The organism is Marinobacter sediminicola (assembly GCF_031157525.1).
Lineage (GTDB): Bacteria > Pseudomonadota > Gammaproteobacteria > Pseudomonadales > Oleiphilaceae > Marinobacter > Marinobacter sediminicola.
The window spans coordinates 136,900-156,528 of the sequence record NZ_JAVIXR010000006.1 but is presented as its reverse complement, the minus strand read 5'-3'; the positions used below and the strand labels follow the sequence as shown (position 1 = coordinate 156,528).

General features: G+C 54.2%; 19 protein-coding genes. 16 read left to right on the top strand and 3 right to left on the bottom strand.

Annotated features, from left to right (window positions below; genetic code table 11):
* The first annotated feature begins 1 nt into the window (after position 1).
* The 10 genes from RG807_RS10610 (at position 2) to lipB (ending at position 9,076) form a co-directional block, all read left to right on the top strand.
* Positions 2–1,258, top strand: coding sequence for a glutamate-5-semialdehyde dehydrogenase (locus tag RG807_RS10610; RefSeq protein WP_309044889.1), 1,257 nt, complete (start codon positions 2–4; stop codon positions 1,256–1,258).
* Positions 1,259–1,263: 5 nt separating this feature from the next.
* Positions 1,264–1,914, top strand: coding sequence for a nicotinate-nucleotide adenylyltransferase (gene nadD, locus RG807_RS10605; protein WP_309044888.1), 651 nt, complete (start codon positions 1,264–1,266; stop codon positions 1,912–1,914).
* Positions 1,915–1,984: 70 nt separating this feature from the next.
* Entirely contained in the window at positions 1,985–2,335 is a 351-nt protein-coding gene (rsfS, locus tag RG807_RS10600) for a ribosome silencing factor (RefSeq protein WP_200202042.1), read from the top strand.
* A gap of 2 nt (positions 2,336–2,337) precedes the next feature.
* Positions 2,338–2,808 carry a 23S rRNA (pseudouridine(1915)-N(3))-methyltransferase RlmH gene (gene rlmH / locus RG807_RS10595; protein WP_309044887.1) on the top strand — a complete coding sequence of 157 codons (471 nt, stop codon included), beginning with the start codon at positions 2,338–2,340 and terminating at the stop codon, positions 2,806–2,808.
* A 9-nt stretch (positions 2,809–2,817) separates the two neighbouring features.
* Complete coding sequence (gene mrdA, locus RG807_RS10590; protein WP_309044886.1) at positions 2,818–4,713, top strand: penicillin-binding protein 2; 1,896 nt, start codon at positions 2,818–2,820, stop codon at positions 4,711–4,713.
* A complete protein-coding gene (rodA, locus tag RG807_RS10585) occupies positions 4,713–5,855 on the top strand; it encodes a rod shape-determining protein RodA (protein WP_309044885.1) in 1,143 nt (380 codons plus the stop codon). The genes mrdA and rodA overlap by 1 nt, the downstream gene beginning before the upstream one ends.
* A 101-nt stretch (positions 5,856–5,956) precedes the next feature.
* Complete coding sequence (locus RG807_RS10580; RefSeq protein ID WP_309044884.1) at positions 5,957–6,880, top strand: septal ring lytic transglycosylase RlpA family protein; 924 nt, start codon at positions 5,957–5,959, stop codon at positions 6,878–6,880.
* A 47-nt stretch (positions 6,881–6,927) separates the two neighbouring features.
* Complete coding sequence (locus RG807_RS10575) at positions 6,928–8,109, top strand: D-alanyl-D-alanine carboxypeptidase family protein (RefSeq protein WP_309044883.1); 1,182 nt, start codon at positions 6,928–6,930, stop codon at positions 8,107–8,109.
* A 29-nt stretch (positions 8,110–8,138) separates the two neighbouring features.
* Positions 8,139–8,408 (top strand): HP0495 family protein, encoded by a 270-nt coding sequence (locus RG807_RS10570; RefSeq protein ID WP_298449728.1) that lies wholly within the window; start codon positions 8,139–8,141, stop codon positions 8,406–8,408.
* Positions 8,409–8,413: 5 nt separating this feature from the next.
* Positions 8,414–9,076, top strand: a complete 663-nt coding sequence (gene lipB / locus RG807_RS10565; RefSeq protein WP_309044882.1) for a lipoyl(octanoyl) transferase LipB — start codon at positions 8,414–8,416, stop codon at positions 9,074–9,076.
* Here lipB and RG807_RS10560 read toward each other — a convergent pair.
* The gene (locus RG807_RS10560) at positions 9,055–10,149 is read right to left on the bottom strand and encodes a GGDEF domain-containing protein (protein ID WP_309044881.1); all 1,095 of its coding nucleotides are present in this window, start codon (positions 10,147–10,149) and stop codon (positions 9,055–9,057) included. The genes lipB and RG807_RS10560 overlap by 22 nt on opposite strands.
* A gap of 344 nt (positions 10,150–10,493) precedes the next feature.
* Here RG807_RS10560 and RG807_RS10555 point away from each other — a divergent pair, with 344 nt between their 5' ends.
* Complete coding sequence (locus RG807_RS10555) at positions 10,494–11,939, top strand: ABC1 kinase family protein (protein WP_309044880.1); 1,446 nt, start codon at positions 10,494–10,496, stop codon at positions 11,937–11,939.
* Here RG807_RS10555 and RG807_RS10550 read toward each other — a convergent pair.
* Positions 11,879–12,322: a YqaA family protein gene (locus RG807_RS10550; RefSeq protein ID WP_309044879.1), complete on the bottom strand. Its 444-nt coding sequence runs from the start codon at positions 12,320–12,322 to the stop codon at positions 11,879–11,881. The two genes, RG807_RS10555 and RG807_RS10550, sit on opposite strands and share 61 nt — an antisense overlap.
* A 195-nt stretch (positions 12,323–12,517) precedes the next feature.
* Here RG807_RS10550 and RG807_RS10545 point away from each other — a divergent pair, with 195 nt between their 5' ends.
* Positions 12,518–12,769, top strand: a complete 252-nt coding sequence (locus RG807_RS10545) for a GrxA family glutaredoxin (RefSeq protein WP_298449736.1) — start codon at positions 12,518–12,520, stop codon at positions 12,767–12,769.
* A gap of 84 nt (positions 12,770–12,853) precedes the next feature.
* Here RG807_RS10545 and RG807_RS10540 read toward each other — a convergent pair whose 3' ends face one another.
* Complete coding sequence (locus RG807_RS10540) at positions 12,854–14,116, bottom strand: 6-phosphofructokinase (RefSeq protein ID WP_309044878.1); 1,263 nt, start codon at positions 14,114–14,116, stop codon at positions 12,854–12,856.
* A 155-nt stretch (positions 14,117–14,271) separates the two neighbouring features.
* On the opposite strand from RG807_RS10540, the gene mpl reads away from it, so the two are divergent.
* The 4 genes from mpl (at position 14,272) to RG807_RS10520 (ending at position 19,620) form a co-directional block, all read left to right on the top strand.
* The gene (gene mpl, locus RG807_RS10535) at positions 14,272–15,666 is read left to right on the top strand and encodes a UDP-N-acetylmuramate:L-alanyl-gamma-D-glutamyl-meso-diaminopimelate ligase (RefSeq protein ID WP_309044877.1); all 1,395 of its coding nucleotides are present in this window, start codon (positions 14,272–14,274) and stop codon (positions 15,664–15,666) included.
* 24 nt (positions 15,667–15,690) lie between these two features.
* The gene (locus tag RG807_RS10530; protein WP_410804884.1) at positions 15,691–16,374 is read left to right on the top strand and encodes a flavin prenyltransferase UbiX; all 684 of its coding nucleotides are present in this window, start codon (positions 15,691–15,693) and stop codon (positions 16,372–16,374) included.
* An 85-nt stretch (positions 16,375–16,459) separates the two neighbouring features.
* Positions 16,460–17,599 (top strand): acyl-CoA dehydrogenase family protein, encoded by a 1,140-nt coding sequence (locus RG807_RS10525; RefSeq protein ID WP_298449742.1) that lies wholly within the window; start codon positions 16,460–16,462, stop codon positions 17,597–17,599.
* 143 nt (positions 17,600–17,742) lie between these two features.
* Positions 17,743–19,620 (top strand): hypothetical protein, encoded by a 1,878-nt coding sequence (locus RG807_RS10520; protein ID WP_309044943.1) that lies wholly within the window; start codon positions 17,743–17,745, stop codon positions 19,618–19,620.
* The last annotated feature ends 9 nt before the right edge of the window (positions 19,621–19,629 follow it).

The following is a 19,629-nucleotide window of genomic DNA, read 5'->3' as shown; positions in this document are numbered from 1 at the left end:
GATGGATATTGCAGCTTATATGACCGAAGTCGGGCAGCAAGCCCGGGCAGCGGCGACACTCGTTGCCCGGTCTACCACTGAAGTGCGAAACCGGGCGCTTCTGGCAACGGCGGAGGCGCTGGATGCGGCGCGCAGTGAGCTGGCTGAGGCAAATGCTCGTGATCTTGCCGCCGGGAAAGAAAGTGGTCTGGACGCTGCTATGTTGGACAGGCTTGAGCTCACGCCTGCGCGGGTAGATGCCATGATTGAAGGCCTGCGACAGGTTGCCTCCTTGCCAGACCCTATTGGTGCAATTACCGACATGACCTACCGCCCATCCGGCATTCAAGTAGGCAAGATGCGTGTGCCCTTGGGGGTTATTGGCATTATTTACGAATCCCGGCCCAATGTGACGGTTGAGGCTGCCAGCTTATGCTTGAAGTCTGGCAACGCCACGATTTTGCGCGGTGGTTCCGAATCTATCCATTCCAACCAGGCCATTGCCTTGTGTTTGGCCCGGGGGCTTGCCGATGCAGGTTTGCCAGAAACAGCTGTGCAGGTCATCAGAACGACGGATCGGGCGGCTGTTGGTGAGCTGATTACCATGCCGGATTATGTGGATGTGATTGTACCCAGAGGCGGTAAGGGCCTGATTGAGCGAATCAGCCGGGACGCGCGGGTGCCCGTTATCAAACACCTGGATGGCGTGTGCCATGTGTACATCGATAGCCATGCTGATCCTGAAAAAGCATTGAATGTTGCGGTTAATGCGAAAACGCACCGGTATGGCACCTGCAATACAATGGAGACTCTGTTGGTGGATAAGGAAATTGCCGCTGATATGTTACCGCTGCTGAGCTCTGCGTTTATTGAGAAGGGTGTAGAACTTAGAGGGTGCGAGCAAACCCGGGAAATTATTCCGGAGATGAACTCCGCCACCGTGGCGGATTGGGAGGAGGAATATCTGGCACCTGTGTTGGCCATTCGAGTGGTGGACGGGTTGGATGGCGCGATTGCGCACATCAACCGTTACAGCTCCCAGCATACCGACAGCATTATCACAGAGAATTACACTCGCGCCCGGCGCTTTATCACCGAGGTGGATTCAAGCTCCGTGATGGTCAACGCATCCACCCGCTTTGCGGATGGCTTTGAGTACGGCTTGGGAGCTGAGATTGGAATCTCCACCGACAAAATACATGCCCGCGGGCCGGTTGGGCTTGAGGGGCTGACCTCGCAGAAGTATGTGGTGTTCGGCGATGGGCATATTCGGGCCTGATGCTGATGCATGTGATTTATGGTGGAACCTTCGATCCGATACACCATGGGCATCTGCGCCTGGCACTGGAGGTTAGCGAGCGGCTTCGAGGTGTGCCCGTAAGTCTGATGCCCTGCCATATTCCCCCGCATAAGGGTGAGACAGGAGCGACAGCCGAGCAACGGTTGCGCTTGCTTGAGTTGGCGATTGCCGGTGAGCCTCGCTTGAGTGTTGACGATCGCGAACTGCGCCGGGGAGGCGCGTCCTTCACGGCGGATACCTTGCGCCAACTGCGCAGCGAGTTGGGTGCCAAGGTGCCGCTGGCTATGGTTTTAGGTACAGATGCCTTTGCCGGCCTTGATCGCTGGAATGAGTGGCGGGAAATTCCTGAGTTGGCTCACATTATTGTTGTGCAGCGTCCGGGCATAGCGTTGGATCCGAAAGATGAGCCAGCCAGGCTGCTTGAGGAGCGCAGTGTTGGTAACGCCGAAGATCTATACCGCAGTGCCGCCGGGAAGATTCTTAACCTGAATCCGCCCTGGCTGGATATTTCAGCAACCGGCATCCGTGACCGGATTGGCCGTGGCCTGTCACCCCGTTATCTGGCTCCGGATGCGGTCTTGGCGGAGATTCAACGTATGGGGCTTTACGGGGCATGCCCCGTAAAGAACTTTTAGTGCTACAATCGCCATCGAAAATGACTTTTCGGGTGGCCATTCCGGCCGGCACCCGGACAACAGGGTAATTATGCAGGCAGAGCAACTCAAAGATCTGATAGTGAATGCACTTGAAGATGTGAAAGCAAAAGACATCAGCGTTGTTGATGTGCGGGACCGTACCAGCGTTACCGATTTTATGGTTCTGGCATCCGGAACATCCAATCGTCACGTTAAATCCCTTGCGGATTCGGTTGTCCTTGACGCCAAAGAGAAGGGCGTTCGAGTCAATAGCGTGGAAGGTGGTGGCGGCAGCGACTGGATTCTGGTGGATATGGGCGACGTGGTTGTACACCTGATGCTCCCCGCCACCCGTGAATTTTATGATCTGGAACGCTTCTGGCGTGACGCGCCGGATGTCGAGGCTGAGGGCAGCGAGTAATCATGCGACTGCGCCTGATCTGTGTGGGGCAAAAGATGCCCGACTGGGTCAGTAAGGGCTACGACGACTACGCTCGTCGTATGCCTCCGGAAATGCCTCTTGAGTTGGTAGAAATTGCCATGCCTCATCGTGGCAAGAACCCCGATATTTCCCGGCTGATGCAGCGTGAAAGCGACGCGATACTGGCAGCAACCGGTCCTAAAGACAGAGTGGTCGCGCTGGAAGTGACAGGGCGCCCTTGGTCTACCGAAAAGCTGGCCAGCCAGTTGGAAAGCTGGCAGCAAGACGGAAGGGATGTGAGCTTTCTTGTTGGTGGGCCTGATGGTTTGGCCGACCCTTGCCGTCAGCGCGCAGATCAGCAGTGGTCTCTTTCCCCTCTTACCTTGCCTCACCCCCTGGTTCGGATTCTGTTGGCAGAACAGTTATACAGAGCCTGGTCGATTACCCGTAACCACCCGTACCACCGGGCTTAGGAAACATCCATGCCGTGGGGTGAATTCAAGGATACTGCCGCCGAGCGCAGACTGTTCCAGCGTCGTGTCACTGTTATGCTGGTGGTGGTATTCCTCCTTTTGTCAGTGCTTGTTGCCCGTATGTATCAGCTCCAGATTGTCGAGCATGATATTTACACCACCCTCTCTGATAAAAACCGCGTGCAGGTCCAGTCTGTGCCGCCCCCCCGCGGTCTTGTATACGATCGTAACCAGGTTTTGCTGGCGGAAAATCGCCCCGTCTTCAGCGTAACTGTAGTGCCGGAACGTGTTGGCGATACAGGTGCTGCGCTTGAGCAGCTTGTCAGTATTCTTGATATATCCGACGAGGATTTGGAGCGGTTTCAACGCCGCTTGCGCGAGCCTCGCCGCCCGTTTCAGGAGATTCCGCTGCGCTACGACCTGACCGAAGATGAGATTGCTCGTCTGGCGGTACACCGGCACGAGCTGCCGGGCGTAGAGGTTGAGGCCGAACTGGTTCGATATTACCCCCATAGTGAACTGACGGCCCATGCGCTGGGGTTTGTCGGACGAATCAACCGTGACGAATTGCAGCGGATAGACCCGGTTAATTATGCTGGCACCAACTACATAGGGAAATCCGGGGTTGAGCGGTTTTACGAAGCGCTTTTGCACGGAAAGGTTGGCTACCAGCACGTAGAAACCAATGCGCGGGGTCGCACTCTGAGAGTTCTTGAGCGCGAAAATCCGGTGCCAGGTGAGGACCTGAAGCTGCATCTGGACTTGCGTTTGCAGGCGCGGGCCCATGAGCTCCTTGACGGTCGCCGGGGGGCTATCGTCGCCATCGAGCCTGCAACAGGTGGGATATTGGCATTGGCCAGCGTACCGGGCTTTGATGCCAACCAGTTTGTGACCGGAATCAGTGTGGCAGACTATCGTGAGCTGAGTGAGAGCAAAGACAAGCCCCTGTTTAATCGAGCTTTGCGAGGGCAGTACCCTCCAGGATCTACGCTTAAACCCATGCTGGCGATTGCGGCTCTGGATAGTGGGGCGGTCACAAGGGATCACACCATTTGGGATCCGGGGCACTTTCAAATCAATTCGGCAGGTCGCCGTTGGCGTGACTGGAAGCGGGGCGGCCACGGCTGGGTTGATCTGACCTATGCAATGGCGCAGTCCTGTGACGTCTATTTTTATGAAGCGGCTATCGAAATGGGTGTGGACACCATGGTCGATTATTTGGCTCGTTTCGGCTTTGGCGAGGATGCGACTCTCGATGTGTCTGGCGCTTTAAGCGGCATTTTGCCTTCCCCGGACTGGAAAAGAGGCACACGTAATGAGCCCTGGTATCCGGGAGACACGGTCAATCTAGGTATAGGGCAGGGCTTTATGTTGTCTACGCCACTGCAGTTGGCCACAGCCACTGCGCTGATTGCCAACCGTGGCGAGTGGGTAGAGCCAAGGTTGCTGAAAGATATCCAGGGTGACCGTTCCGCAGACGAGTTTTTGCCTTCCGAAACCCACGAGCCGTTACAGCTCAAAAACCCGAGTGACTGGGAATTCATAGCCGACTCCATGGCCGAAGTGATGCATGGAGTGAGGGGCACCGCCCGCGCTGCAGGCCGCGGAGCTCCTTACCGCATGGCCGGAAAAACCGGCACCGCCCAAGTATTCAGCCTTGCAGAAGATGAAGAGTACGACGCCGAGGAGGTGCGGGAACGATTGCGCGACCATGCTCTGTTTGTTGGTTTTGCGCCGGTCAAAAACCCACAGATTGCGGTTGCTGTGATTGTTGAAAACGGCGGGGGTGGCAGTAGCACCGCAGCCCCTGTGGCCCGGGCTCTGTTCGATGCCTGGATACTGGAGTTTTCTGCCGCTGCAGGTTCCCTCATCAGCAAAACCGATTCGCAAAGTGAGACACCTTGATGGCCCCCCGGGAAGTGTTCAGTTCAACCGCCAGCAATCCTCTTGGTCGCCCGAAAGGCCTGTGGTCTGCCCTGCATCTGGACCCGATTCTTCTCTTCCTGCTCATTGCCCTGATTTCCAGTGGCCTTTTCGTGCTGTATAGCGGAGCTGATCGGAACCTGGATGTTGTTAAAGCACAGGGCGTGCGCTTTGTCATCGCGTTTGTAGTGATGCTGGTTTTCGCTCAGCTTGATCCTTCTGTTTTCCGTCGCTGGGCGCCCTGGCTCTATATTCTCGGGCTCGCGGGCCTGGTTGCTGTTTTGTTCATGGGTGTGGGCGCGAAAGGTGCGCAGCGCTGGTTGGCACTACCGGGTTTGCCACGGTTTCAGCCATCTGAGTTGATGAAGCTGGTTGTCCCCATAATGGCCGCCTGGTATCTGTCTCGCCACTTCTTGCCACCGCGGCTGTCTCGAATTGGCGTCGGTCTGGTAATTGTGTTGCTCCCGATGCTTCTGATCGTGAGGCAGCCTGATCTCGGGACCTCGCTTCTTGTGGGAATGGCGGGGCTGTTCGTGGTGTTTTTTGCCGGCATGAGCTGGAAGCTCATAGGCGCATTTTTGGCCATGGTGTCTGTCGCGGCGCCCGTGATGTGGTTTTTCGGAATGCGCGATTACCAGAAGCAGCGAGTGCTGACGCTGCTGGACCCGCAGAGCGATCCGCTGGGTGCGGGCTGGAATATCATTCAATCCAAAACCGCTATTGGTTCGGGCGGTTTTGATGGCAAAGGCTGGCTTCAGGGCACCCAGTCGCATCTTGAGTTTCTTCCGGAAAGCCACACGGATTTTATAGTGGCAGTTCTGGCGGAGGAGTTCGGGTTTGTTGGGATTCTGCTGTTGCTCAGCGTGTACTTCCTGATTATTTTGCGCTGCCTTTTTATTTCCGTTACCGCTCAGGATTCGTTCAGCCGTCTTGTGGCGGGTGCGTTGACCATGACCTTCTTTATCTACGTGTTTGTCAATGTCGGCATGGTGAGTGGTCTGCTACCAGTGGTCGGGGTCCCTTTGCCGCTTGTGTCCTATGGTGGAACGTCAACCGTTACCCTGATGGCGGCGTTTGGTATTCTGATGTCCATACATACCCACCGCAGGATGATCTCGGCCTGATGTCAGGCCGGTAATGGTGATAGGGGCCGCGAACCCGTTACAATGATCGCGAGAGCTGTATCTTCTATTCGGCAGCGCATATTTCAGAGGGCATCTGTACAGTGACATTTTATCGCTCAGGGTTATGGCTGTTGGGCTTGGCGGCAGTAACTCTTGCCGGCTGCGCTTCAGCCCCAACGCCTGCGCCAAACGGCACCGATCATTCATCACGCTACACGATTACTCAGGACCGGGCGCCCACAGGAAACTTTGATGCCTCGGGCTTGTCAGATGCAGTGCCCGTATATCAGGCTCCCGTCAGGGCGGGGAACAAATCCCCTTATACAGTTTGGGGCAAACACTACACAGTAATGGACAGCAATGACGGCTATGTCGCTCGCGGAACCGCAAGCTGGTATGGCGAAAAATTCCATGGCCACAAAACGTCTAACGGCGAAACGTTTGATATGTACGAAATGTCTGCCGCCCATAAATCGCTGCGGATTCCGGGTTATGCAAAAGTGACCAATCTGGATAACGGCCAATCTGTGATTGTCCGGGTTAATGATCGGGGGCCGTTCCACGGCGACCGCCTCATTGATTTGTCTTACGCGGCGGCCAAGAAATTGGGTTATCAGTCTCGTGGGACGGCACGCGTAGAAGTAGCATCCATCACAGTGAAGCCAGACGGCAGGATGTTCCTGGCTGGTCAGCCCTTTGCGCTGGACGGGCAGCAGAGGCGCAGTCCAGTGCAAACACAAACTGCTGGCACCGCATTTGACGGGCAGGGCGGCGGACTGTTTGTTCAGCTCGGCTCCTTTAGCAGTCGCGACCCGGCAGAAAAGTTACAGACCCGCGCCATGGATATGCTCGGTAGCTCTTTGGGTGGTAACTCTGTGCGAGTGCGCGCAGTGGACACAGCCTCAGGGCGCTTTCACCGGGTTCAGGTTGGGCCGTTTCAGGATGAAGGCACAGCACGAAAAACACAGAGCCTTTTGGAAGCTGAAGGATTTGCGCAATCAATTGTGCTGACCGATTCTGACTAATCGTCAGATCACACAAAAAACACACTTAACGACGAACGAATGGACCCATGGCATTAAAATCAGTTTTTCGCTCACTCTCTTTTGTTTCAGCAATCTTTGCGTTTGTGCTGATGCTGACGGTATCAGGTCAGGCAGCTTCACAGACAGTACTGATTCCCTCGCCGCCGCAAATTGCTGGCAGTTCCTACGTGCTGATGGATCCGAAAAGTGGTCGAATCATCATGGAGGAGAACAGTAACGAGCGCTTACCGCCGGCCAGCCTGACCAAAATGATGACAGCGTACATTGTTGAGCGGGAGCTGGACGAAGGCCGGATCAGCATGTCCGACATGGTACCTATCAGCGTTAAGGCATGGAAAACCGAGGGCTCCCGTACGTTTATCAAGGAGGGCACCAGCGTATCCGTAGAGGATCTCCTCAAAGGCGTAATCATTCAGTCGGGCAACGATGCCTCTGTAGCGCTGGCGGAGTTTGTTGCCGGCAGTGAGGGTGCGTTCGTGGATATCATGAACCAGCAAGCTCAGCTCCTGGGCATGAAGGATACTCACTTCCAGAATGCCACTGGCCTGCCTGCCGCCGATCACTTTTCCACCGCTTATGATCTGGCTGTTCTGGCCCGTGCGATCATTAATGATTACCCGGAGAACTACCCGATATACGCGGAGAAGCACTTTACTTACAACAATATCCGTCAACCAAACCGCAACAGCCTGCTATGGCGCGATGAAAGTGTCGATGGGCTCAAAACCGGCCATACTGAAGAGGCAGGGTACTGTCTTGTTGCTTCAGCCAAGCGCAACGACACACGCTTTATTGCGACAGTGATGGGAACCAGCAGTTCTGAGGCGCGGTCTCAGGAAATTCAGAAAATGCTGAACTACGGGTTTCGCTACTATGAAAGCGAGCGCTTGTTCCGCGCTGGTCAAGAGCTGATTGAAGCCAAGGTATGGGGCGGTCAGTCGGACAAGCTTTCGGTGGGTATGCTTGAAGATGCCTACGTGACCATTCCCCGCGGGTCCCGCAACAGCCTGGAATCCAGCGTGGATCTGGATTCAGTGATCAAGGCACCAATTCGTGCCGGCGATGAGCTCGGGCGTGTGAAGGTGTCCTTTAATGGCGAAGTACTGATCGACCAACCAGTGCTCGCGCTGACGGAAGTTCCTGAAGGCGGTTTGTTCAAGCGCATCTGGGACGCCGTCAAATTGTTTTTTGTTCAGTTGTTCCAGTAAGGGCGAGTTAAGCCCGGGAGAAAAGCGGCATGAGCGAGCCGAAAGCGCCAAAAATAGAGTTTCCCTGTGATTACGGCATCAAAGTGATTGGCGATGCCGCACCGGATTTCAAAGAGTTTGTGGTAGCGGTTGTTGAGCAGCACGCTCCGGGAATCAAGGAAGAAGATGTCTCGGTAAAAGACAGCAGGGAAGGCCGGTTCTGCTCGGTACGGCTGAATATTCTGGCGACCGGCGAACCACAGCTAAAGGCCTTGTTTGAGGATCTCAAGGCCAGCGGCCGCGTTCACATGGTGTTGTAAGCGCCATGCCTGATCTGATTGTCAGGTCTTTAGGGCAACAGCCCTATCTGGAAACCTGGGAAGCCATGAAAAGCTTCACGGCGGAAAGAGGCGACGACTCGAATGACGAGCTTTGGTGCCTGGAACATCCCCGGGTGTACACTCAGGGTCAGGCCGGCAAGGCAGAACACATTCTGGCGCCGGGTGATATTCCGGTAATCCAGGTGGACCGTGGTGGACAGGTGACCTATCACGGACCTGGCCAGCTGGTGATTTACCTGATGATTGGGTTAACCCGTCGCAAGATAGGCGTGAGGGGGCTGGTCGACATTATTGAGCAGGGTATAGTGCGTACGCTTGCTGAGCTTGATATTGTCGCAAAACCTCGGTCGGATGCGCCGGGTGTCTACGTGGGTGATGCAAAAATTGCCTCCCTCGGATTGCGAGTTCGTCGTGGCTGTTCGTTCCACGGCTTGGCACTGAATGTGGATATGGACATGGAGCCGTTCCGGAGGATTAACCCCTGCGGTTATTCAGGTTTAGCCATGTGCCAAACCAGTGACTTTGCAGCCTCGGCGTCAATTGATGATATTGAGCAGCGGCTGGCAGCGCAGCTCGTTGCAGGGCTGGGCGATACTGCAGTGAGTTACCGGAAGGGCTGGGAGGATCAGGCTGGTTCGTGGGACTGATGAACGCAAACACGGTTGCGCCCGAGCTCTTTTGCACGATACAGGGCTTCGTCTGAACGCTGAAGAAGCTTGTCGATAGACTCCGCCCCCTTGATACTTGCGACGCCAATGCTGGCAGTGCAGTGCACTTCTGTGTGAGCCACCATCACAGCTTTTTCAGCGATTGCTTCACGAATCCTGTTGGCAATCTGCACCGCCCCATCTGCGTCGGTTTCTGGTAGTAATACCAGATATTCCTCGCCTCCCCAGCGAGCGGTAGTGTCCAGTTTTCGGGCTCCTTCATGTAATGTTCTAGCAACCAGCACAATCAGCTCATCACCTACATGGTGACCGTAAGTGTCGTTTACGCTCTTGAACAGGTCGATGTCCACCAGTAGCACGGAAAATGGCCTGCTGGTGCGAAGGTAACGCTCGTATTCCGCTTCCAGTTGCGCCAAAGCTTCTCGGCGGTTTGCCAGCCCTGTGAGCGTGTCATGTTTGGCGGCGTACTCGAACTCCTGGGCCAGCGCGAGCAAACCAAGTTTGCTGCGCCGCCGGCTCCGATCAAGGATGTAGCAAGTGATCATTTCAAAGCCGAGGGCTACAACCATAGTAATCCGGAAGCTGGTGCTATAGGGCAGATTCAGTAATTGGTCTGCAAGCGGGCTGAAGAACAGCAGCATAACCCCCGTAAATCCGAAGAGGCAGGCGCCAACACCAAACCGCGCATCGCTGATGTAAAAAATGATGGGTGGGTAGGCAAAAAGCCAGATAATCGCTGAGCCATTCTCTAACGCGCTGACTGACACATAGATAAATACGGTGGTGGTCAGACCAATAAACGCGCGTCGCTGAAAGGTTTTGTGGCGAAGCGCAGTGTAAATCAGCAGATTGGTGATCATCAGAACGGCAAATACTATGAGCAGACCCGCCGACAGGTGTTCGCCCTGCTCGACAGACCGAGAGGCAAAAAAAACAAGCAATGGCACTGCTGTAATACTCAGCCAGTTAATCAGAACCGGGACTGGAATTTCACCCGACACTCGGAGCTGAGAGTGCTCATTTGCAGGAGGATCAGGCGCAATATTCGACATAGAGTGAACTGGATCTTATTGATGATTATCAGCACGTTTGATTCCGTGTCCATCCAATAGTAGACCGTATTCAGAGCCGGAGTTGTGTCAAAACGTAAAACTAGCCAGAGGCTGACAGCAAACTACTTCGGCGATGGCCAGACTGTATGGGTATCAGAGCAGGTATAAACCGACGAGCATGGATGAACAATGGCCGGCAAGCCGCAAAACATGGGTCGAATCGGAGAGGTCGGGTGGCTGAAGTATCCGTATAATGACACGAGACACCCACTGCTGTTACGTTTAGAGTGCTAATCAGAGAGCCATTCAGGGTTAGTAAATTCTCAGATCCGGACAGGTCATACATGTCATCCAGACAGTCAGGTAATTCAGTCTCCCGTATCAAGACCGGCAGCTTTGAGCGCCGGCTGAGCCTAACTCGCGCCGGGCTCTTTGCCGGAACGCGTGTCGCTTCGCATATGGCTACAAACTGGTTCAGCAGCAAGGATAAGCGGGATGAACGCCACCGCGCCATGCTGTCCAAGCAAGCCCACCTTCTGGTGGAAGAGCTGGGGAGGCTGAAAGGCAGTGTGGTCAAAATTGGCCAGGTGATGGCGCTTTATGGCGAGCATTTTTTGCCCGAAGAGGTCACGGAAGCTTTACATACGCTGGAGGATCAGACTACCTCTCTGGAGTGGCCTGCTATTGAGCGGGTACTCAAAGCTGAGTTGGGCAGCGACAAGTTTGCTGAGCTGGATATAGACCCTGAGCCTATTGGGGCAGCATCTCTGGGGCAGGTGCACCGTGCTTTGCGGCGCAGCGATGGACTGGAGTTGGTGCTCAAGGTTCAGTATCCGGGTGTTGCCGATGCGGTTGATAGCGATTTAAATGCGGTGGCTCAGCTACTCAGAGTGGCTCGGTTGGTGAGCTTCGGGCCGGAGTTTGAGGACTGGCTGGAAGAGGTGCGACAGATGATGCACCGGGAGGTGGACTACCATCTCGAGGCGCGCACCACAGAGAAGTTTCGCCAAATGCTCAAGAGCGATCCTCGGTTTGTGGTTCCCCGGGTGTTGCCGGAGTATTCCAGCGCGCAGGTGATTGCGTCTACCTATGAGCATGGCCATTCGGTGAGTGCGGATGTGGTAAAGGAGCTGTCACTGGAGCGCCGTAGTGCGCTGGGAGAAGCCGCGCTTGAGCTGTTCTTCCGGGAGTTGTTTGTATGGGGTGAGATACAGACAGACCCCAACTTCGGCAACTACCGTATTCGCATTGCTGGAGAAAGCGGGGAAGGTGTGGAGCATGATCGAATCGTGTTGCTGGACTTTGGCGCGGTGCAATCCTACACCAGCGAATTTCTCGACCCGATTATCCAGATGATTCGTGCTTCCTATGAAAATGACCTGGAATCGGTGATCGATGGAGGGGTAAAACTGCGCTTCATGAGCACAGACTGGCCCAAAGAAGTTTTGGAGAAGTTTGGCGAAGTGTGTATGTCGGTACTGGAGCCCTTATCGAGTGATCACGTAAATTGGCCGGACTACGCAGTAAACAGTAAAGGCGAGTACCGCTGGAAACAAAGTGACCTGCCATCACGGGTAGCGCGGCAAGCAGCACGTTCCGCCATAAGCCGTTACTTCCGCGTGCCGCCTAAGGAATTCGTGTTCCTCAACCGTAAGCTTATCGGGGTGTACACCTTTATTGCTGTGCTGCACTCGGAGTTCAACGGCGAGCCCTTGTTGCGCAAGTACCTCTATGGCGGCGGTGATGATATGCCCGATGCTTCAGCGACCAACCAGATCACAAAGGCGTAACGTACACCTTTACCGATACCTACAAGCACAATGAAATTGAGCCAGGGCACTCGCATAATGCCGCCAACCAGCGTCAGTGCGTCACCGCCCAAGGGCAGCCAGCCCAAGAGTAAAGACCACTGGCCATAGCGGTTAAAACTGTTTCTGGCCTTGTGCAGCTGCGTTTCACTTAGGGGGAACCAACGCTTGTGTTTGAAACGATCCACCTGCCTGCCGATGATGCCGTTCACCACAGACCCCAATGTATTGCCCAGTGTGGCCCAGAACCACAGCCACCACATGGGATAACCCTGGACAACCAGCGTGCCTGTCAGTATCTCCGAATAGGCAGGCAACAGAGTGGCCGCTGCGAACGAGGTCAGAAATAACGTCAGGTAAACCACAGAGTTGTCCTTAAGGTGATGGGTGTTTGTGCTTTCGCCCTGTTAAACCCTACTAAGTATGAACCGTTACTATAGCGGTTATTTAGAGCTTCAATTTTTTAAATTCCCTCAATCATGTCATCATGAATTCAGGTTTATTTATACCCCTTGTAACTACCCTGGAGTCGTTCAGGGGTAACTTTTTTGGAGGCGTTTATGGAACAAGTAACAATATACGGCCGTTCAAGCTGCGGGTTTTGCGTGCGTGCAAGAAGCCTGTGTGAATCTCGCAATATGCCTTACATCTGGGTTGATATGATCGAGCATGAAATGACCAAGGAAGATATTGCCGACAAAATTGGCCGTGCCGTTCATACCGTGCCCCAAATTCTTGTGGGCGAAACCTACATTGGTGGTTATGACGAATTTTCGGCGTACGTACGTGAGTTGGAAGCGGGAAAGGTTTAGTAAGTCACGCTTCTGTTAATGAAAAAGGCTCTGCAGTTACCTGCAGAGCCTTTTTTTAACGGCACAGAATGGGCCGAGCATTAATCAGAGCTGAAAGTCGGTTTTCAGCTTCTTTTCCGCGAGAGTGTTCTTAAGCTTCGCAACCCGCGGCAGGCCGTTATCAAACGGAGGGAAGTTCTCGCCGGCGATCAGAGGTAGCAGGTAGTCGCGGCACTCTTGTGTAATGCCGAAGCCATCATCCGTAATGTAGTGGATCGGCATTTTCTTTTCCTGGTTAGCGACTTCACTAAGTGGAGCTTCACCAATCGACCATACGTATGGTTTTGCTTTCTCGCGAACAATTGTAGGCATAACCGCCTGCTTGCCAGCCAGAGCCATTTCCACAGCCGCTTTGCCAACCGCGTAAGCCTGCTCAACGTCGGTTGCAGAGGCAATGTGTCGAGCGCTGCGCTGAAGGTAATCTGCAACCGCCCAGTGGTACTTATGCCCCAGAGCCTGCCTGACCATGTTCGCCAGTGCTGGCGCTACGCCACCGAGTTGAGTGTGGCCGAAGGCATCTTTGGCGCCGGCATCCGCAAGGAAACGACCGTCTTCATACTGGGCGCCTTCTGACGCAACGACTACGCAGTAACCGTATTCTTTCACGCAGAAATCGACCCGCTCCAAAAATGCTTCGCGGTTAAACGGGATTTCAGGGAACAGAATAATGTGGGGCGGCTCACCTTCGCCCTGGCCAGCCAAACCACCGGAAGCTGCAATCCAGCCCGCATGGCGGCCCATTACTTCAAGAATGAATACCTTGGTGGACGTCTCGCACATGGACTTGATGTCCAGGCTGGCTTCCAGCGTAGATGTGGCAATGTACTTGGCTACAGAGCCAAAGCCCGGGCAGCAATCGGTAAACGGCAGGTCGTTGTCGACCGTTTTTGGCACACCGATGCAGGTAATGGGGTAACCCATCTTCTCGCCAATTTGTGAGACCTTGTAGGCGGTATCCTGGGAGTCTCCACCGCCGTTGTAGAAGAAGTAGCCGATATCGTGTGCACGGAATACTTCGATAAGACGCTCGTATTCCCGACGGTTTTCCGAGATGTTCTTCAGCTTGTGGCGGCAAGATCCGAATGCGCCGCCCGGGGTGTGGATCAACTCTTGAATGGCTTCATCACTTTCGAGGCTGGTATCGATCAGCTCTTCGTACAGCGCGCCCAGAATGCCGTTGCGACCGGCAAACACTTTGCCGATTTTGTCCGAATGCTTACGGGCGGTCTGGATGACCCCGCAGGCACTCGCGTTGATTACAGCGGTAACACCGCCAGACTGAGCGTAAAATGCGTTCTTGATGGCCATCTCGGGGTGGAGTCTCCAGTTGATTCAACAATGGTGCAGATGATACGTCAAATGCGCGCAATTTTCATGGCAGGAAGTGCGGATAGCAATGCGCTTGACGGCACCGAATGGATACGGGAGGCTTGTCGGGTTTCAACGCAGAGGACAGACGGCGAATGCACATTCATATACTGGGGATTTGTGGCACATTTATGGGAAGCCTTGCGGTATTGGCAAGGGAGCTCGGCCACACAGTTACCGGTTCCGATCAGGGTGTCTATCCACCCATGAGTACGCAGCTAGAGGCCCAGGGCATCAGCCTGATGGAAGGTTTCAGCCCGGAACACCTTGAACCCAAGCCGGACCTTGTATTGATCGGCAATGCCATGTCCCGGGGTAACCCTGAGGTTGAGGCAGTACTTAACCGTAATATCGATTATATGTCTGGCCCGGAGTGGCTGGCGAGAGAGGTCCTGCGGCATCGTTGGGTATTGGCGGTTGCCGGCACTCACGGCAAAACTACCACCACAGCTATGTTGCTCTGGGTTCTTGATCAGGCGGGGCTTGCACCCGGGTATCTGGTGGGCGGCGTGCCAAAAGATTTTCCGGTTTCAGCCAGTCTGGGTGATAGCGACTTTTTTGTTATTGAAGCTGATGAGTACGACAGTGCTTTCTTCGACAAACGATCCAAGTTTGTTCATTACCGCCCTCATACCCTGATCCTGAACAACCTTGAGTTTGATCACGCCGATATTTTTGAAAACGTAGAGGCGATTGAACGACAGTTTCATCATCTGGTTCGCACGGTTCCTTCCCAGGGCATGATTATTCGCCCAAGCCTGGATGAGCACCTGGATAAAGCCCTTGATATGGGATGCTGGAGCCCGGTTCAGGATATGGCTATCGGTAGCGAAACAGCCGCATCGGTTGATTGGCGTGCCGAACTGTTATCCGAGGATGGTAGCCGATTTATGGTGGTTCACCATGAGCAGCCCGTTGCGGTGGTGAAGTGGAATCAAACGGGTATGCATAATGTTCGTAACGCCCTCGCAGCCATTGCTGCTGCGAAGCATGTAGGGGTAACGCCCGATCATGCAGTGGCTGCACTCTGTCGCTTCTCTGGTGTAAAGCGTCGCATGGAGTTGCTGGCGGATATTAATGGCGTGAAGGTGTACGACGATTTTGCCCACCACCCAACAGCCATAGAAACAACGCTGGATGGGCTGCGTAATCAAGTGGGCGAGGAACCGATAATCGCTCTTATTGAGCCTCGCTCCAATACGATGAAGCAGGGTGTTCATCAGCATACGTTGCTGCCGAGTGCCGCTTTGGCCGACAAGATCTATTGGGCCAACCTGAACACTATGGACTGGTTGCCTGAGTTGGTATCAGAGTGGCAGTCCGGCAATCCTGAATCCGGAAAGCATCTTGTAGAATCCACCGTAGAGGGGTTGATTGAGCGTGTAATGGCAGATCTGCCCAGCCCTTGCCACATCGTTATCATGAGTAACGGTGGCTTTGGTGGTATTCATGGAAAGCTCGTAGCCGAAATCAAACGAGTCCATGGTTGACCCGGTGTATAAGGAGTTATTTCGTTGACCCAAAACATACCCGATAGTTTGTCGAAAGCTCGAACCATAAATCTGGCGTTCACCGGAGCCTCCGGTGCTCAGTATGGCCTGCGTTTGTTGCAATGCCTCGTGGCAGCGGGCTGCCGAGTGCATGTAATGATCAGCAAGGCAGCGCAAATTGTTATTGCGACTGAAACCGACCTGAAGCTACCGGGAAGCCCGTCCGCAATCCAAAAGGTGCTGACAGAATACGCGTCAGCAAAGCCGGGGCAAGTTTTGGTATTTGGGCGTGAAGACTGGTTTTCCCCGCCCGCTTCCGGCTCAGGAGAGAAAGCACCACTTGTGGTCTGCCCCTGTAGTACGGGAACGCTATCGGCACTTGCCACTGGAGCCAGTAACAACCTGATTGAGCGTGCTGGCGATGTGGCGCTTAAGGAGCGCCGCCAACTGATTCTGGTTACCCGCGAATCGCCATATTCGCAAGTTCATCTGGAAAACATGCTGAAGCTTACCCAAATGGGGGCAGTGATCATGCCGGCCAGCCCCGGGTTCTACCACCGTCCCGAATCTATAGAGGATCTTGTGGACTTTATCGTGGCTCGAATTCTTGATCATCTGGGGTTGCCGCAAGACTTGATGCCGCGCTGGGGGGAGGCTCGGGTGAGCGCCAAAATAAGTCGCAACGATGGTTTTGGCCAGCAGGATTGATGGTTTTAACCATTGAGCAAACCCGCCTGCAAGAAGAGACTTGGTGAACGTTAATTACAACATTGTTCACTGACCGAGGTTTACCATGATTCCACGCACGCTCTTCGACGCAGACCTTGACGGCTTCCGGGACTCTGTCCGGAAATTTCTTGAGCAAGAAGCCGCGCCATACCACGAGCAGTGGGAGAAAGACGGGCAGGTTAGCCGTGAACTATGGGAAAAAGCAGGTGCATTGGGCTTTTTGTGCCCGACCATGCCTGAGGAGTACGGCGGTGTTGGCGCCGACTTCCGATACAGCGCGGTAATTATGGAAGAAGTCTCCCGTGCCGGGCTTTCGGGCATTGGCTGGACGCTGCACTCCGATATCGTTGCACCCTACATTTTGAATCACGGTTCCGAAGAACAAAAAAAGCACTATCTGCCCAAGATGGCAACTGGTGAGATGATCACAGCGATCGCCATGAGCGAGCCCGGTGCGGGTTCTGATCTTCAGGGGGTGAAAACCACTGCTTTGAAGGATGGTGACAACTACATACTGAATGGCTCAAAAACCTTTATCACCAACGGGCAGATGGCTGATCTGGTGATCGTTGTCGCCAAAACGGATCCAAAGGAGGGCGCCAAAGGTATCAGTCTTCTGCTGGTCGAATCCGACTCGGAAGGGTTTCAGAAAGGCCAGAACCTGAACAAGGTTGGCATGAAGGCCCAGGACACCTCTGAGCTGTTTTTCCAGGATGTGAAAGTTCCGACCAAGAATCTGCTCGGCTCGATGGAAGGGCAGGGCTTTATGCAGTTGATGATGGAGCTTCCTGCCGAGCGCTTGCAGATTGGTATTACGGCAATTGCTGCCGCAGAAGCCGCCTGGCAGTGGACTCTGGACTATGTGACCGAGCGTAAAGCTTTCGGCAAGCCGGTGATCAAGTTCCAGAACACTCGCTTCAAAATGGCTGAGATGAAAGCAGAAATCACGGCTGCCCGAGTGTTCACCGACCGTTGCCTGGAACTTCACCTGGACAAAAAGCTGGATATACCAACAGCGGCTATGCTGAAGCAGTACACCACCGATCTGCAGTGCAGAGTAATGGATGAGTGTGTTCAGTTGCACGGTGGCTACGGTTATATGTGGGAATACCCGATTGCCCGCGCTTGGGCTGATTCACGGGTTCAACGCATTTACGGCGGAACCAACGAAATCATGAAAGAGATTGTTGCCCGCGCGTTTTAAATCAAGCTAAGGAAAGCCTCGGGCCAGTTCCCGGGGCTTTCTTGTTACTTAACTTTACAGATTGCCAAACCTATCAAGGTCTCCAGCCTTCACATCCCCTAAAGTAACGGCACAACCTCTAACAAGGATAAATGGTTGCCGTGATGAAGCCCCTTATTTTCCTGCCTGTTTCCGTACTTTTTCTCGCCATTGCCGGTTGCGGCAATGAATCCGATGAGCTGCCTGTCGATGGCCGTAATTTCGACGGTGTGCAATACAGCGATCCTGCACCCTATACCGGAAGGGTGATAGACGGTTACCTGAAAAATGCCCGGGTATGGTTGGATATGGACGGCGATAGCCAGTATACGCCGGGGCCCATGGAATATGAGCTTGCATCCGGCCGCATAGTTACCCTGCCTTCTGGAGAGCCTACCGTCATGAGTGGCGAAGATGGGCAGTTCTCGATTGATATCTCGGAACTGATGGTTGATCCAAAGATCGGCCCCAATATAGATTCTCGGGCTTTTCCTTTGTATGCGCTGGCGCTCCCCGGCAAGACAGTGGAGCAGACACGCATCGGAGACGTACCGGTTGCTCGCGCGTTCTTGCTATCTGCCGCGCCAGGTGTGAGTAATATCTCACCTCTGACGACTCTGGCACGCTATCGCAGGCTCACAACAGCGGGCTTGCTGTCGGGTTCCGGAAATAGCGTGTTATCGGGCTTCGAAGGTATCAACTTGCTGCGGGATTATGTCCTGGCTAAAGATGATAAGGCTCACGCATACGCGCAGGCCTTGGCGCGCTTCTCTGCTAGCCAATTCCCGGATGACTATAACGATGCACTGGCTCGGCCTGAAAGCGATGGCAAGGAGCGGCTGCTCAGCCCGCAGGGGGCTTACCTTCTTGGGATTTCCCTGTTGCAGAATGCCGGTGATGTCATTGCCGTTGTAGATTCGGCTGCTCAAGGCAACTACGCAAACGTGGACGTCGACCAGCTTGAATTACCCTTGGTGCCGTTGGAGTTAAGTGACCCGGTACTGCTGACAAGTCAGCGCATCTATGCTCAGCCCAGGCAATCGAATGAGCTCCCTACGAACAGTTCGAATTTGATGGTTTCCGCAGAACTGATGTTTGAATATAGCGAGGATGGGCGACTGCAAACTATTAGTTCAGAGGGGTGTCTTACGCCTTCGATGCAAGAGATTGCCAGGCTGATCAGTGTAAATGGGTATATGGCTCATCTCGGTACCCAGTGGTTGCCTTCAGCGTCGCTGTCGCCTCAGAGTAAAATTGCCTACGACAATCCAGGTGTCGATGAACGGTTGGTGTTTGACTGGGCGGCACGCAAAGCAACGTTTGAAACCGGTACCGCCTGTCACCAGCTTGAGGGGATTCAGGCGGGATCGACTGAGCTGGGGGGCGAGCCCGAGGTAGCGTATAGCTGGAGTTATAGTGGTGGGAAGTTGGCGCAGTTGGAGGCTAGGATTCCCCAGCAAAACGGCACGATTACCCGAACACTCACGCCAGAGCGGACTAATGCTCTTGAAGGCTTTCCTGGGTACCAACTAAAGGAAGAGGGGGTGGAGGTGGAGTCGTTGGTATACAGCGATGTTTTCCAAAGCTGTGCGATCGACGACAAAGTTGACCCTGTGACGGCCGCGCATGTGGTTACGGGGTTTCAAGACTATGACTTCTATGGCCATGAGCCCCAGCCTGCCGCATTTACAGGGCTTGCCTTGGAGTTTGATACCCGGGGTGAGCAGGTTCGGCTCCTGCGATACGGCTTCCTGGCGCCGGAAATGTCCGGGCTTGGTAACGTCGATGCCGATGGTGGTTTCGAGTGGACGATGTACTACCCGCCAAGATCCAGTGAAACCCCGCTCGGAGGTACACCAAATCTTATTCAGAAGGCTTATCTCAAAAACTACAGCCCTAACCAGGCCTGTGGTCGATCGTTCGAGGAATCGCTGTCGGGTGCTTATGCATGGATAGAGTATAAGTACAAAAACCTTTCTCAATACCTCGTGGATCAGCTGTAATAACGGATA

Bases quoted from the DNA above. Each gene is read 5' to 3' on its own strand.
- rlmH (WP_309044887.1), top strand. From the start codon at position 2,338: ATGCGACTGCGCCTGATCTGTGTGGGGCAAAAGATGCCCGACTGGGTC.
- nadD (WP_309044888.1), top strand. From the start codon at position 1,264: ATGCATGTGATTTATGGTGGAACCTTCGATCCGATACACCATGGGCAT.
- mpl (WP_309044877.1), top strand. From the start codon at position 14,272: ATGCACATTCATATACTGGGGATTTGTGGCACATTTATGGGAAGCCTT.
- RG807_RS10545 (WP_298449736.1), top strand. From the start codon at position 12,518: ATGGAACAAGTAACAATATACGGCCGTTCAAGCTGCGGGTTTTGCGTG.
- RG807_RS10560 (WP_309044881.1), bottom strand. From the start codon at position 10,149: ATGTCGAATATTGCGCCTGATCCTCCTGCAAATGAGCACTCTCAGCTC.
- rodA (WP_309044885.1), top strand. From the start codon at position 4,713: ATGGCCCCCCGGGAAGTGTTCAGTTCAACCGCCAGCAATCCTCTTGGT.
- rsfS (WP_200202042.1), top strand. From the start codon at position 1,985: ATGCAGGCAGAGCAACTCAAAGATCTGATAGTGAATGCACTTGAAGAT.
- RG807_RS10575 (WP_309044883.1), top strand. From the start codon at position 6,928: ATGGCATTAAAATCAGTTTTTCGCTCACTCTCTTTTGTTTCAGCAATC.
- mrdA (WP_309044886.1), top strand. From the start codon at position 2,818: ATGCCGTGGGGTGAATTCAAGGATACTGCCGCCGAGCGCAGACTGTTC.
- RG807_RS10525 (WP_298449742.1), top strand. From the start codon at position 16,460: ATGATTCCACGCACGCTCTTCGACGCAGACCTTGACGGCTTCCGGGAC.
- RG807_RS10540 (WP_309044878.1), bottom strand. From the start codon at position 14,116: ATGGCCATCAAGAACGCATTTTACGCTCAGTCTGGCGGTGTTACCGCT.
- RG807_RS10520 (WP_309044943.1), top strand. From the start codon at position 17,743: ATGAAGCCCCTTATTTTCCTGCCTGTTTCCGTACTTTTTCTCGCCATT.
- RG807_RS10555 (WP_309044880.1), top strand. From the start codon at position 10,494: ATGTCATCCAGACAGTCAGGTAATTCAGTCTCCCGTATCAAGACCGGC.
- RG807_RS10610 (WP_309044889.1), top strand. From the start codon at position 2: ATGGATATTGCAGCTTATATGACCGAAGTCGGGCAGCAAGCCCGGGCA.
- RG807_RS10570 (WP_298449728.1), top strand. From the start codon at position 8,139: ATGAGCGAGCCGAAAGCGCCAAAAATAGAGTTTCCCTGTGATTACGGC.
- lipB (WP_309044882.1), top strand. From the start codon at position 8,414: ATGCCTGATCTGATTGTCAGGTCTTTAGGGCAACAGCCCTATCTGGAA.